Annotated in this window: 16 protein-coding genes; 5 read left to right on the top strand and 11 right to left on the bottom strand. The window is 68.1% G+C overall.

The genetic code is table 11. The annotated features are described in order from the left end of the window. Nucleotides 1–103: 103 nt before the first annotated feature. Complete coding sequence (locus Tther_RS11825) at nucleotides 104–604, bottom strand: SURF1 family protein (protein WP_185975087.1); 501 nt, start codon at nucleotides 602–604, stop codon at nucleotides 104–106. 48 nt (nucleotides 605–652) lie between these two features. On the opposite strand from Tther_RS11825, the gene Tther_RS11820 reads away from it, so the two are divergent. After that, the gene (locus Tther_RS11820; RefSeq protein ID WP_185975086.1) at nucleotides 653–877 is read left to right on the top strand and encodes a twin transmembrane helix small protein; all 225 of its coding nucleotides are present in this window, start codon (nucleotides 653–655) and stop codon (nucleotides 875–877) included. Between the two features lie 72 nt (nucleotides 878–949). Here the strand turns inward: Tther_RS11820 and Tther_RS11815 are convergent, their stop codons facing one another. From Tther_RS11815 to Tther_RS11785, 8 genes are all read right to left on the bottom strand, one after another. Next, nucleotides 950–1831: a cytochrome c oxidase subunit 3 gene (locus tag Tther_RS11815; RefSeq protein ID WP_143904120.1), complete on the bottom strand. Its 882-nt coding sequence runs from the start codon at nucleotides 1829–1831 to the stop codon at nucleotides 950–952. A 58-nt stretch (nucleotides 1832–1889) separates the two neighbouring features. Then, nucleotides 1890–2099 carry a DUF2970 domain-containing protein gene (locus tag Tther_RS11810; RefSeq protein WP_143904118.1) on the bottom strand — a complete coding sequence of 70 codons (210 nt, stop codon included), beginning with the start codon at nucleotides 2097–2099 and terminating at the stop codon, nucleotides 1890–1892. Further along, entirely contained in the window at nucleotides 2096–2686 is a 591-nt protein-coding gene (locus Tther_RS11805) for a cytochrome c oxidase assembly protein (protein WP_143904128.1), read from the bottom strand. Before Tther_RS11805 ends, Tther_RS11810 begins: the two co-directional genes overlap by 4 nt. 49 nt (nucleotides 2687–2735) lie before the next feature. Continuing rightward, on the bottom strand, nucleotides 2736–2846 hold the full coding sequence (locus Tther_RS13375; protein WP_221934031.1) for a cytochrome oxidase small assembly protein: 111 nt from the start codon (nucleotides 2844–2846) through the stop codon (nucleotides 2736–2738). A 28-nt stretch (nucleotides 2847–2874) separates the two neighbouring features. Next, the gene (gene ctaD, locus Tther_RS11800) at nucleotides 2875–4494 is read right to left on the bottom strand and encodes a cytochrome c oxidase subunit I (protein ID WP_143904116.1); all 1620 of its coding nucleotides are present in this window, start codon (nucleotides 4492–4494) and stop codon (nucleotides 2875–2877) included. A 28-nt stretch (nucleotides 4495–4522) separates the two neighbouring features. Then, nucleotides 4523–5740, bottom strand: coding sequence for a cytochrome c oxidase subunit II (gene coxB / locus Tther_RS11795; protein WP_143904114.1), 1218 nt, complete (start codon nucleotides 5738–5740; stop codon nucleotides 4523–4525). A gap of 153 nt (nucleotides 5741–5893) precedes the next feature. Next, nucleotides 5894–6403: a DUF2244 domain-containing protein gene (locus Tther_RS11790; RefSeq protein ID WP_246099030.1), complete on the bottom strand. Its 510-nt coding sequence runs from the start codon at nucleotides 6401–6403 to the stop codon at nucleotides 5894–5896. Nucleotides 6404–6496: 93 nt separating this feature from the next. Beyond that, nucleotides 6497–7474 (bottom strand): methyltransferase domain-containing protein, encoded by a 978-nt coding sequence (locus tag Tther_RS11785; RefSeq protein ID WP_143904112.1) that lies wholly within the window; start codon nucleotides 7472–7474, stop codon nucleotides 6497–6499. Nucleotides 7475–7624: 150 nt separating this feature from the next. On the opposite strand from Tther_RS11785, the gene Tther_RS11780 reads away from it, so the two are divergent. Beyond that, nucleotides 7625–8263: a ComF family protein gene (locus Tther_RS11780; RefSeq protein WP_185975085.1), complete on the top strand. Its 639-nt coding sequence runs from the start codon at nucleotides 7625–7627 to the stop codon at nucleotides 8261–8263. Between the two features lie 10 nt (nucleotides 8264–8273). Beyond that, nucleotides 8274–8744 (top strand): tRNA (cytidine(34)-2'-O)-methyltransferase, encoded by a 471-nt coding sequence (locus Tther_RS11775; RefSeq protein ID WP_143904108.1) that lies wholly within the window; start codon nucleotides 8274–8276, stop codon nucleotides 8742–8744. Between the two features lie 12 nt (nucleotides 8745–8756). Here the strand turns inward: Tther_RS11775 and Tther_RS11770 are convergent, their stop codons facing one another. Then, on the bottom strand, nucleotides 8757–9212 hold the full coding sequence (locus Tther_RS11770; protein ID WP_143904106.1) for a MaoC family dehydratase: 456 nt from the start codon (nucleotides 9210–9212) through the stop codon (nucleotides 8757–8759). A 66-nt stretch (nucleotides 9213–9278) separates the two neighbouring features. After that, on the bottom strand, nucleotides 9279–9896 hold the full coding sequence (locus Tther_RS11765) for a ParA family protein (RefSeq protein ID WP_143904104.1): 618 nt from the start codon (nucleotides 9894–9896) through the stop codon (nucleotides 9279–9281). Nucleotides 9897–9951: 55 nt separating this feature from the next. Here Tther_RS11765 and Tther_RS11760 point away from each other — a divergent pair, with 55 nt between their 5' ends. Both Tther_RS11760 and Tther_RS11755 read left to right on the top strand, forming a co-directional pair. Then, on the top strand, nucleotides 9952–10386 hold the full coding sequence (locus tag Tther_RS11760) for a DUF1841 family protein (RefSeq protein ID WP_143904102.1): 435 nt from the start codon (nucleotides 9952–9954) through the stop codon (nucleotides 10384–10386). Between the two features lie 794 nt (nucleotides 10387–11180). Continuing rightward, a partial coding sequence (locus tag Tther_RS11755) for a transglycosylase SLT domain-containing protein (protein WP_246099029.1) occupies nucleotides 11181–12039 on the top strand: 859 nt, incomplete at its 3' end.

Here is a 12039-nt window from a genome sequence, read left to right as displayed (position 1 = left end):
GGTTTCCGCAATGCTCGCCGAACTCGACGACGAGTGGCTGACCGGCAAGGTCTATCTCAACTTCAACCTGTAACCCGGTTGTCATGACCACCCAACCGGAAATTTACAGAAAAGAGGTTGCACAATCGATATTTTGCCGGATCGGCCCTGGGGTATCCGGGCCGAACGCCAATAGCCGGGACGGAGGCGGGGCCAGCCGGCCCTCGACCTCGACAACCCCCGTGGGGGTGGCAAGCGCTGGCAGCGCCTGGCGGTCGTCCACCCGCCGCGCCACCCAGCCACGCTGCACCAGCAGCGCTGGCCCGCCCGCTTCCGGCTGCAGGGGCGTGACGACGACAAAGCCCGCGCGCCCGTTCATGGGCCGGTTGTCCAGAAACACCGTCGCTTCACCCACCCAGCGGCCGCGCAGGCGCACCGCGCGCCCGGCCATGGCCGGCAGCGCACCGCGCGCAGCGGCATCGGCGACACCCGCCCAGTCCAGTGGCGGCAACGCGGCCTGCTGCGCCTGCACCGCCAGCCACTCGCGCTTGGTGTGCGCCCGCCCCAGCTGCCACACCCCCAGCGCGGCGGTCAGCAGCACCGCCACCACGGTGGCCAGGGTCACAAGGACGAAGCGAACACGGCGCGCGCGCATCATCGGATAATGCCGCGCATGAAATACCTTGTCATCGCCGCGTTCATCGGAATCCTGGGCAGCCTCGCGGCGGCGCTGGTGGCGATGATGCGTGGCGACTCCAGCAGCGGCGACGCGCAGCGCGCGCGCCGCATGGCACGGGCGCTGACGATGCGCATCGGCCTGTCCATCGCGCTGTTTCTGTTCATCTTCCTAAGCTACTGGATGGGCTGGATCCAGCCGACCGGCTTGCCCAGCCGCTGAACAACAAGAAAGCGCCCCGCGGGCGCTTTCGGTGCCAGACCACGCGGCGCCCCGCGCGCGGGGCGCGCACGTTCACATCCAATACACCAGCACGTACAGGCCCAGCCAGACCACGTCCACGAAGTGCCAGTACCACGCCGCCCCTTCGAAGCCGAAGTGGCGCTGCGGCGTGAAATGGCCTTTTTGCAGGCGCAGCGTGATCACGAGCAGCATCAACATGCCCACGAACACGTGAAAGCCGTGGAAGCCCGTGAGCATGTAGAACGTGGAGCCGAAGATGCCCGAGCTGAGCTTGAGGTTCAGTTCGGTGTAGGCGTGGAAATATTCGTAGCCCTGCACACACAGGAAGGTCGCGCCCAGCAGCACGGTCAGCCACATGAACGCGATGGTCTTGGTGCGATCACCCGCCTGCAGCGCGTGGTGGGCGATGGTCAGTGTCAGGCCCGAGGTCAGCAGCAGCGCGGTGTTGATGGTCGGCAGCCAAAACGGCCCAACGGTCTGGAACGGCTCCACGATGCCCGCAGGCGACGCCGTCGCACCGGCCTGCACCGATGGCCATATGGCCTGGAAGTTCGGCCAAATCAGGCTGTTTTCCAGGTTGCCGAGGTTGGGCACCGAGTGGCTGCGCGCCCACCACAAGGCGGTGAAGAACGCGCCGAAGAACATCACCTCCGAGAAGATGAACCAGCTCATACTCCAGCGGTAGGAGATGTCGATCTTGCGACCGTAGAGGCCGCCTTCGCTCTCCGACACCGCATCGCGGAACCATTGGTAGAGCACCACCAGCCACCACGCCAGCCCAAAGACCAGCGAATATTTGCCCCATTCGACGCCGTTGATCCACTGGCCGGCGCCCAGGATGACGAAAAACAGCCCGAAGGCAGCCATGAACGGGTGCCGCGACAGGCCGGGCACGTAGTAGTACGGCGTGCTGCCGTGTGTGGTTGCGGACATGCTCACTCCTCAATGAAATCGAATCGGTCTCGGTCACTCACGTTCGTGCGGCCCATCCTCATGCGGACACCACCCAGCGCACGATCAGCATCAGCACGGCGATGAACACAAACGCCATCACCACACCGGTGGCCAGCACCGCGATGGGGTTGAGCTGCTGCACGTCGCGCTCGAAGTCGGCGCGGCGGCGCAGCCCCAAAAAGCTCCACAACACCGCCTTGACCGTGGGCCACAAGGCGACCGGGCGCTGATGGGCCGGTGGCGTCATGATGCCCCTCCCGGCTGGGCCAGCGAGGCGGTGGGCGCCGGCGGCGTGGGCGCCCCAACCTCGAAGAAGGTGTAGGACAGTGTGATGGTCTTGACGTCCTTGGGCAGTTTGGGGTCGATGACGAACGCCACCGGCCACTCCTTTTTCTCGCCCGGGGCCAGCGTGTACTGGTTGAAGCAGAAACACTCCAGCTTGTTGAAATGGTTGGCCGCCTGCCGGGGCGCGTAGCTCGGGATGGCCTGCGCCGCCATGGTGCGGTTTTGCACGTTCTGGAACTCGTACATCACCGTGGTGAGCTGGCCGGGGTGCACCTCCAGCGAGCGGACTTGCGGCTTGAAATGCCAGGGCCCGCGCACGTTGGTGTCGAACTCGACGGTGATGGTGCGGCTCCAGTCCACCTGGGTGTTGACGGGGTCGGCCCGGTTGCGGCCGGGAATCTGCTGCTCGCCCAGGGCCAGGATGTTGATCCCCGTGACCTCGCAGATCGCGCGGTAGATCGGCACCAGCGCATAGCCAAAGGCGAACATGCCCACGGCAATGACGACCAGCTTGCCGGTCATGCGCAGGTTGTCCAAGCGGCGCGACATGGCGGTACGGTCTGGACGTTGGTTCATAGCCCACGATGGCGGGCGGCCGTCAGGGCCCCAGCAACACCAGCTTGGCCACGAAACCCAGGGCAAAGGCCAGGGCCACCGAGGCCAGTATCCATCCCAGCCGGACGTTTTGGCGGCGTTGCTCGGGCGTCATCGCTCACAGCTCCAACGGTGCGGACACGTCAACCCACGATGCGCGTGGCGGTCGCGTCCAGCTTGGGCGGCGTCTCGAAGGTGTGGTGCGGCGCCGGCGAGGGCACTTCCCACTCCAGGCCTTCGGCCCCTTCCCACGGTTTTTGCGGCGCTTTTTGGCCTTGGCCGCGCATCATCGGCAGCACGACGAACAGGAAGAAATACACCTGCGCCAGACCGAAGGCAAACGCCCCCACCGACGCGATGGCGTTGAAGTCGGCAAACTGCATCGGGTAGTCGGCGTAGCGGCGCGGCATGCCCGCCAGGCCCAGGAAGTGCATGGGGAAGAAGGTGACGTTGAACGAAATCATCGACCACCAGAAGTGGATCTTGCCGCGGGTCTCGTCGTACATGACGCCGGTCCACTTCGGCCCCCAGTAGTAAAAGCCCGCAAACATGGCAAACAGCGAGCCGGCCACCAGCACGTAGTGGAAGTGCGCCACCACGTAGTAGGTGTCCTGGAAGTTGATGTCGATCGGCGCCATGGACAGCATCAGACCGGTGAAGCCGCCCATGGTGAACACGAAGATGAAGCCCACCGCCCACAGCATCGGGGTCTCGAAGGTCATCGAACCCTTCCACATCGTGGCGATCCAGTTGAAGATCTTCACCCCCGTGGGCACGGCGATCAGCATGGTCGCGTACATGAAGAAGAGCTGACCGGTCACCGGCATGCCGGTGGTGAACATGTGGTGCGCCCAGACGATGAACGACAGGATGGCGATCGAGGCGGTGGCGTACACCATCGAGGTGTAGCCAAACAGCTTCTTGCGGGCAAACGCCGGCACGACCTGGCTGATGATGCCAAAGGCCGGCAGGATCATGATGTAGACCTCGGGGTGGCCGAAGAACCAGAAGATGTGCTGGTACATCACCGGGTCACCGCCGCCCGCGGGGTTGAAGAAGCTGGTGCCAAAGTGGCGGTCGGTCAGCGTCATGGTGATGGCGCCCGCCAGCACCGGCATGACCGCGATCAGCAGGTAGGCCGTGATCAGCCAGGTCCACGCGAACATCGGCATCTTCATCAGCGTCATGCCGGGGGCGCGCATGTTCAGGATGGTCACGATGATGTTGATCGAGCCCATGATCGACGAGGCACCCAGGATGTGCATCGCGAAGATCGCGGCATCCATGGACGGGCCCATCTGCAGCGTCAGCGGCGCGTACAGGGTCCAGCCGGCCGCCGGGGCGCCACCGGGCATGAAGAACGACAGGACGATGATGATCGCCGCCGGCACCATCAGCCAAAAGCTGAAGTTGTTCATGCGGGCGAACGCCATGTCCGAGGCGCCGATTTGCAGCGGCAGCATCCAGTTCGCAAACCCCACGAAGGCCGGCATGATGGCGCCAAACACCATGATGATGCCGTGCATCGTGGTGAGCTGGTTGAACAGCTCGGGGTTGACGACCTGCAGACCGGGCTGGAACAGCTCGGCGCGGATGCCCAGGGCCAGCACGCCGCCGATCATCAGCATCGTAAAACTGAACAACAGGTACAGCGTCCCGATGTCCTTGTGGTTGGTGGCAAACACCCAGCGACGCCAGCCGGTCGGCGCATGGTGCTCATGATCGTGCGCGTGCACGTCGTGGTGATCCAGTACTGCACTCATGGCAATCTCCTCAAGGCTTCATACCCGCTCACTGGCGCGCCGCCAGCACTTCCTTCGGTTGCACGACTTGGCCGGTGCTGTTGCTCCAGCTGTTCTTGGCAAAGGTCATCACGGCTGCCAGCTCGACGTCCGAGAGCTGCTTCCAGGCGGGCATCTGCGCCGCCGCACCGTTGACGCCGTTGAGCATGACCTGAATCATCTTGCCGTGGTCGGCATCGGTGACGATGGCCGAGCCGTCCAGGGGCTTGATCGGACCCGCGCCCTTGCCGTTGGCCTGGTGGCAGGCGGCGCAGTTGGCGGCGTACACCTGTTCACCGCGCTTGACCAGCTCGGCCAGCGTCCACTCCTTGTTGGGGTCGTCGGCCAGCGCGGCCATGGCCTTTTTCTTCTCCTCGACCCACTTGGTGTAGTCCTCTTGCGACAGCACCTTGACGTGGATCGGCATGAAGGCGTGCTCCTTGCCGCACAGCTCGGCGCACTGGCCGTAGAAGTCACCGGTCTTTTCGGCACGGAACCAGGTGTCGCGCACGAAACCGGGGATGGCGTCTTGCTTGACACCGAAAGCCGGCACCATCCAGGCGTGGATGACGTCGTTGGCGGTGGTGATGATGCGCACCTTTTTGCCCACCGGCACGACCAGCGGGTTGTCGACCTTGAGCAGATAGTCGTCGGTGGGCGCGGGCTTGCCGCTGTCGGCCATCAGGCGGTGCGTGGGGTCCAGCGTGGAGAGGAACTGGATGCCCTCGCCCTCGCCCTTGAGGTACTCATAGCCCCACTTCCACTGCATCCCCACGACCTTGATCGTGAGGTCGCTGTTGCTCGTGTCCTTTTGCGCGACCAACACCTTGGTGGCGGGCAGTGCCATGCCAATGACGATGAGCAGCGGCACGATGGTCCAGCCCAGTTCGACCCAGATCGGCTCGGGCAGCTGCTGCGCCTGGTGACCCACCGACTTGCGGTGCTTGGCAATCGAGTAGAACATGATGCCGAACACGACGACGAAGATCGTCGCGCAGATGCCCAGCATGAACCAGTGCAGCCAGTGCTGCTCTTCGGCGATGCGCGTCGCAGGCGGGTGGAAGTTGAGCTGGTTGACCGCCGGCCCCCCGGGCAGGTCGTTGACCGCGGCGTGGACCGCATTCGAGATCCCGACACCGAGGCCCAGCAGGGCCGTGCCCACGGCGCTGCGGGCGCGCCCCCAGGCGCGGACCCCATGCCAGCGCCGCGATTGACCGGAATGCTTCATCGTGCTCACGTCGTTTGCCTCGAATATAAGCGTTGATTTATGTCAACACCGATTACACCAAATTTTTGCTAGCCTAACGGTTCGGGGTATCCCTAGCCCGCGGCACCACACCCGGCCGCCGCGACGATCGGGCACTCGGCGGTGGCGCGCGCGTTACGCGTCGACGGCCGCAGCCACCGGCAGTCCCAGCGCCAGGCGCAACTCACGCGCCACCTGACACCGGTGCTCCGGACGGGCATACCGGCCCACCCGGATGCAGGACGCGCCGGCGCGCAACTCCACCAGACCCCCCGCATCCCCGACGCGCAGCCATGGCCGCGGCAACTCATGCCGGGCCACGACGCCGCCTTGCTCGCACTCCACCACCAAACGCCGTGCATCGAGCACGAGGGTCTCGCGGTCGGTCGCGTGGCGCGCATACCAAAGAAACGCCCATCCCAGCGCAGCCGTCTCGAGCACCGCAAAGGGCAGCACCAGCCGCGCCCCCATGACCCAGAAGAACCCGGCGACCACCAGTGCCGCCACGCCCGCCAGCGCAAACGCCCACAGCAGTTGCTGCGGCGTCAGGACGCAGTTGCGCCGCAGCTGCCAGCGCAACCCGTGCGGACCTGGCTCGGCCAGCCGAAAGCGGGCATGCGACGCGTCTCGCTCTGGGGAGGCCACGGTTGTCTCCTGGATTGGGCACACCACCACACGAACCACCGGCAGACCCCTGGCCCACCGACGCGTTTGATCTATGTCAATTGTAGTGCGGTTTCAAGCGCCATGCGGCGGCGCGGGGCGATCGCCCGCCACCCCAGCGCGCAGCGTCTGCCGCAGCCGCTCCAGCGGCACGTTGGTCACCGGCGCCACCGGCAGGCGCGGCGCCGGTCGGAACGCATGCCCGTACACGATTTCCACCGTGACGCACAGCTGCCCCTCGGCGTTGCGGGGCAACCCGTCTTCCATGGCACGCAGCCAGCGCGCGCGCCACCCCCGCCCGCGCAGCGCGCCAAAGCGCCCGACGTGCCAGTTGCGCCCGCTCTCGCGCAGGTCGGCCAGCAGGCGCTCGGCGTTGGGGTAGGCCAGCGTGAGCCGCTCCATGTCCATGACCGGATCGGCAAACCCCAGTGCGACGAGCTGATCGCCCCAGTCATGCATATCGACATACGCGGGCGCCGGCGCCGGCCACCCCTGCGCGGCGTGGACCGCGCGCAGCTCCCGCCCGGTGTCCGGCCCCAAGCAGGAAAACATCAAAAAACCATCGACCGCCAGCCAGTCGTGCCAGCGCTGCAACAGCGCACGCGGCTGCGCCACGGTGTGCAGCGCCATGTTGGCCCAGATGAGGCCGACCGGCTCGGGCGGCGCTGCCGAGTCCTGCAACACCCCCGCCAGCGCCGACTCGGGCGCGGGCGCAGCCGCAGCGCGCGCCTTCCAGCGCCGCCACCACGGCAGCGGCGGCGCCTGCCAGCGCCGCTGGGCCGCCGCCGCGCCCTCACCGGCCAACCACACCCGCGCCTCGGGGTAGCGCCGCGCCACCGCGCGGTGCGCCCGTTCGCCACCCAGCAGCGGGGACCAGCTCACCCACGTTTGGGGCCGGGCCACGATCCAGTCCAACCGCTGTGCCATGCGCTCGCCCACGGTCTCGTGCAGCCACGGGCTGGCGGACGGCACGCGCGCATGCCAACGCTGCGCCGCCACCGGATCGAGGTCCGGGACGCGATCGTCGGGCACTGCGGGCGTGGACACGGCCATGGGGCGCGCAGTATAGTGAACGCCGCAACAGACAGCGATGCCCGCAGGGCGAGGGGGGACATGCGAGTGGCATGGGCAAGGCTGCGGCGGTGGCTACACGATCACTGTCCGGCGCTGTGCGAAGTGTGTGGACGCTGGCCGGATGGCCCTTTGTGCCCCGACTGTCGGCGCGACCTGGCACCGCTGCTGCCGCGCTGCCCGGGCTGCGCGCTGCCGCTGGCGCCGGGTTTGCAGCGCTGCCACACCTGTGAGCACCAGCCGCCCCCATGGGAAACCGTCGTGGCGCGGGTGGACTTCGCCCACCCGTGGGATGCCTGGATACGCGCGCTCAAATCGACCGGACAGCCAGGCCTGGCGGGGGCGCTGGCGCCCCTGTGGCTCGACGACCCGGCCGTCCCCCGGTTGCTCGAGCGCGCCGACCGCTGGCTGCCCATCCCGCTGGCACCGGCGCGCCTGGCCGATCGTGGCTACAACCAGAGCTGGGCGCTGATGCGGGCGTTGGCCGCACACACCCGCGTGCCGCCCGCGGACGCCGGCGTGCTGCAGCGCGCGGCCGATGCGCCCGTGTTGCACCACCTCGACCGTGCGGCGCGGCTGGCCCACGCCGAGCACCTGTTTCACGTGCCCGCCGGGGCCGCGGCGCGTGTGCAGGGCCGGCGCGTGCTCATCGTCGATGACGTCATGACCACCGGCGCCACGCTGCGCGCCGCCACCCGGGCGCTGCGCCAGGCGGGGGCGGCGGCGGTGGATGCGCTGGTGTTCGCCCGCACCCCACCCCCGGTGGAATAATGCGCACCCCATGTTTCACATCGTCCTGGTCGCGCCCGAGATTCCACCCAACACCGGCAACGTCATCCGGCTGTGCGCCAACACGGGCTGCACGCTGCACCTGGTGGAGCCGCTGGGCTTTTCGATGGAAGACCGGCTGCTGCGGCGCGCGGGCCTGGACTACCACGAATACGCGACGGTGCGCCGCCACGCCTCGTGGGCGGCTTTCCGTGCCGCCACACGCCCCGACCCGGCGCGCTGCTTTGCCTTCACCACCCAGGGCGCGCGCAGCGCGTATGCGGTCGCTTTCGCCCCCGGGGATTGGCTGGTGTTCGGCGCCGAGTCGCGCGGTCTGCCCGCCGACGTGTTGGCGGATTTCGCCGCCGAGCAGCGCCTGCGCCTGCCCATGCGGCCGGGGCAGCGCAGCCTCAACCTCTCCAACGCGGTGGCGGTCGCCGCCTTCGAGGCCTGGCGGCAGCAGGGTTTTGCGGGCGCGGCCTGACGGGCCCCGCCCTCACGCGTAGTAGCGCACCAGCAGCTCGGCCACACAAGCGGGCTTGGGCTGCCCCTCGATCTCCACCGTCGCCAGCCAGCACAGGTGCACGCCATCGGGCGCAATGCGCTCGAGCGATTGCAGCGCCAGCCGCGCGCGCACGCGGCTGCCCACGCGCACCGGGGCCGTAAAGCGCACGCGGTTGGTGCCGTAGTTGATGGCCATGCCCACGCCCAAGACGCGCACGGACTCGCCCAGCCACTTGGGCAGCAGCGACAGCGTCAAAAAACCGTGGGCAATGGGACCGCCAAACGGGCCCTGGGCGGCGCGCTCAGGATCGACATGGATCCATTGGTGGTCGTCGGTGGCATCGGCAAACTGCTGCACGCGCGCCTGGGTGATGGTCAACCAGTCGGTAACGGCGACCTCGGTGCCCACGGCAGCCGCCAGCGCGTCAAACGATTCGAAGGTTTTCATGGCCCCGCACTGTAGCGGCCCGGCGCCGCGGGCCGTGTCCGGCAGCGGACAGATGGTGCTGCCCCTTCACGGCGCGTCCAGCCATGCCAGCAGCGGCTGCCACTGCGCCAGCTCGCGCTCGACCTGCGCCGGCCGCACATCGAACAGCGTCAGCCCCTGCGCGGCCAGGTGGCGATAGAGCTGGGCCTCGCGCACACAGCCCACCACCGGCAGACCCAGCATGTCCAGGTAGGCCTGCAGCTGCCGCGCCGCCAGGGTGCGCTCGTCCACCCGCATGCCCACCAGGGCCACGCGCAAGCCGGCGTGGGCACGCTCGCGCACGACCTGCAAAAAATCGTGGGTGGCAAACATGTCGAACACGCTGGGCTGCAGCGGCACGAGCAGGCGGTCGGTGCGCCGCAGCACCTCGCGCAAACGCTGGCCGTGCAGGCCCGCCGGCGTGTCGAGCACGACGTGGGTGGTGCCGCGCGGGGCCTTGAGCACGTCGCTGCGGCTGGCATCCCAGCCGGCGATCGGCCGCGCCGCCGCCGGACGCAGGGCCAGCCAATGGGCACAGCTTTGCTGGCGGTCGACATCCCCCAGCATGACGGCGTGCCCGCAGCGGGCCCAATAGCCCGCGATGTGGGTGGCCAGCGTCGTTTTACCGACGCCCCCCTTGGGATTGGCGATCGCAAGCACGGGCATGGGCACGCTCCAAACAGGCCCTGCCATGGTAGTCCATGGGCGGCACAATGCGGTCATGTTCACCCCATCCCAAGCCGATGTGCGCCGCTTTTTTTGTGGCGCTTACGACAAGGGCCGCCAGGGCCAACCGCTGGAGCCCCTGGAGACGCTCGCCTACGAGTGGATCCAGCGCCACCCCGAGTACCACGCGGCGCTGTCCGACCTGGACGGCGCGCTGCGCGCCATGGCCACGGTGGATCCCACGCGCGACAACCCGTTTTTGCACCTGTCGATGCACCTGAGCATCAGCGAGCAGTGCTCGATCGACCAACCACCAGGCATCCGCCAGGCCGTGGAGCTGCTGGCCGCGCGGCGCGGGTCGCTGCACGCCGCGCACCACGAGGTGATGGAATGCCTGGGCCGCATGCTCTGGGAAAGCCAGGTCCACGGCCGCCCGCCAGACGGGCAGATGTACTTGGCCGAGGTGCGGCGGCGCGCCACCGCCGATTGAGCGATCGGCAACACCACCCCGGCGCTCCACCGCAGCGCTTGGGGGCACGCGCCACGCAGAAAGGCCCCGACGGGCTGCACCCATCGGGGCCTTTGGCACGGGGGACGCCGTGCCAGGGGGCAGCGTGGAGGGGAACGGTCACACACTGCCGGAAGCAACGGATTGCTTCCATCGCTTGTGCCAGGCCAAAGCGTCGCCGCCTTGGCGGGCATGTCGGACCGGACGGGCGCATTGCCATGGTGTACCGATCGCGACAGCCCCACTGTACGCCACACGTCCCTGCCGTGGGCTGAAATTTTTTGATGACGGCGCACGCTTTCATTACGAGCGCCCATCACGCCGGGCGGGGCATCGCCGGCGTGGTCCAGCCCGGCGTGAAGCAGCCCCATTTTCCGCGCACCAAGGCACCCGTGCGCTGGCGACCAAGCCCAACCGCGAAAGTTTTGGTTATAAAAAACGATTTCATAAGTATTGACTTGGCATGATGACAGCCCTACCATCGCGCCGTTTTTGATTGGTGATAACCCTAGGAAGGGCCGGCATCCGCCCGCTGCGGCGGGCGTGATCGTCCACCGTCCCCCGCGCCGACACCGGCAGCGGGCTGACCCGTGGACGCGGCGCTTCCGCAAGCCGCCAGCGCCGACACGGTGGCCGATTGCGCGCATCGCCGTGTCGCGGGGGCCGCCATGGCCTCCATGCCGGGCGCCGCCGCCAGTCGGGCAGCGGACGCGGCCACCCACCGCCACGGTGAACCGGTTGGGCGGCTTGTTGACCCACAGGAAAGGAGTGTGTGCATGGCGATATGCCTCGACACCCAAAAGAGCGCTCCGAAGCGCCCACCGCTCGGTATGACCGTGCGCAATGCCGCTGCGGTGGTGTGGCCGCTCGTGCTGCGGACCTGCAAGGCCGCGCGGCACGGCGTGACCGGGCTGGGCGTGGTGACGCTGGCCGCAGCGCTGCTGCTGGCCACGCAGCCGTCGCTGCGCGATGCGGTGGACCATGCGCTTGGCGCCTGGCTGCCCGACGCGGCCGCGCTGGACGACGAGGCCGTCGGCCCCACCACCCCCGCCGAACGCGTGGTGAGCACGGACGCGCAGGCCCTGCCGCAGGAGCAGGCGCGCGTGACCGAGTGGCTGGCGCGCAAATACCGGGTGGCGGCTGAGCCGCTCGGCGCGCTGGTGGCCGAAGCCTACCGGCTGGGGCCGCAGCTGCGGCTCGAACCCACGTTGCTGTTGGCGGTGATGGCCATCGAATCGCGCTTCAACCCCTTTGCGGCCAGCCCCTGGGGCGCGCACGGGCTGATGCAGGTGCACACCCGCGCGCACGAGGACAAATTCGAACCCCACGGCGGGCCGCTGGCGGCGTTCGACCCCCTGAGCAACCTGCGCGTGGGCGCCGAAATCCTGCACGACGCGGTGCGGCGCGCCGGCTCCATCCCCGGTGGCTTGCGCCTGTACGTTGGCGCGGTCACCACCGACGGGCGCGACTACATCGTCAAGGTGCTGGCCGAGCAAGAGCGGCTCAAGCGGGTCTCCGGCGGCCAGCGCGTGGCGTTTCAGGCCAGCGTGCCGCTGCCATTCGACATCGATGCCCTGCTTGCGCCGGCACTCGGCGGCAGCGACGCGCCCGCAGCCCCGGACGCCACTTCACCGC

The organism is Tepidimonas thermarum (assembly GCF_007556705.1).
GTDB classification, from domain to species: domain Bacteria; phylum Pseudomonadota; class Gammaproteobacteria; order Burkholderiales; family Burkholderiaceae_C; genus Tepidimonas; species Tepidimonas thermarum.
Note: the sequence above shows the minus strand (reverse complement) of the source record. Positions and strands in the feature narration are given on the sequence as shown.

Bases quoted from the DNA above. Each gene is read 5' to 3' on its own strand.
- Tther_RS11760 (WP_143904102.1), top strand. From the start codon at position 9,952: ATGTTCACCCCATCCCAAGCCGATGTGCGCCGCTTTTTTTGTGGCGCT.
- Tther_RS11805 (WP_143904128.1), bottom strand. From the start codon at position 2,686: ATGTCGCGCCGCTTGGACAACCTGCGCATGACCGGCAAGCTGGTCGTC.
- ctaD (WP_143904116.1), bottom strand. From the start codon at position 4,494: ATGAGTGCAGTACTGGATCACCACGACGTGCACGCGCACGATCATGAG.
- coxB (WP_143904114.1), bottom strand. From the start codon at position 5,740: ATGAAGCATTCCGGTCAATCGCGGCGCTGGCATGGGGTCCGCGCCTGG.
- Tther_RS13375 (WP_221934031.1), bottom strand. From the start codon at position 2,846: ATGACGCCCGAGCAACGCCGCCAAAACGTCCGGCTGGGATGGATACTG.
- Tther_RS11810 (WP_143904118.1), bottom strand. From the start codon at position 2,099: ATGACGCCACCGGCCCATCAGCGCCCGGTCGCCTTGTGGCCCACGGTC.
- Tther_RS11765 (WP_143904104.1), bottom strand. From the start codon at position 9,896: ATGCCCGTGCTTGCGATCGCCAATCCCAAGGGGGGCGTCGGTAAAACG.
- Tther_RS11785 (WP_143904112.1), bottom strand. From the start codon at position 7,474: ATGGCCGTGTCCACGCCCGCAGTGCCCGACGATCGCGTCCCGGACCTC.
- Tther_RS11775 (WP_143904108.1), top strand. From the start codon at position 8,274: ATGTTTCACATCGTCCTGGTCGCGCCCGAGATTCCACCCAACACCGGC.
- Tther_RS11820 (WP_185975086.1), top strand. From the start codon at position 653: ATGAAATACCTTGTCATCGCCGCGTTCATCGGAATCCTGGGCAGCCTC.
- Tther_RS11815 (WP_143904120.1), bottom strand. From the start codon at position 1,831: ATGTCCGCAACCACACACGGCAGCACGCCGTACTACTACGTGCCCGGC.
- Tther_RS11770 (WP_143904106.1), bottom strand. From the start codon at position 9,212: ATGAAAACCTTCGAATCGTTTGACGCGCTGGCGGCTGCCGTGGGCACC.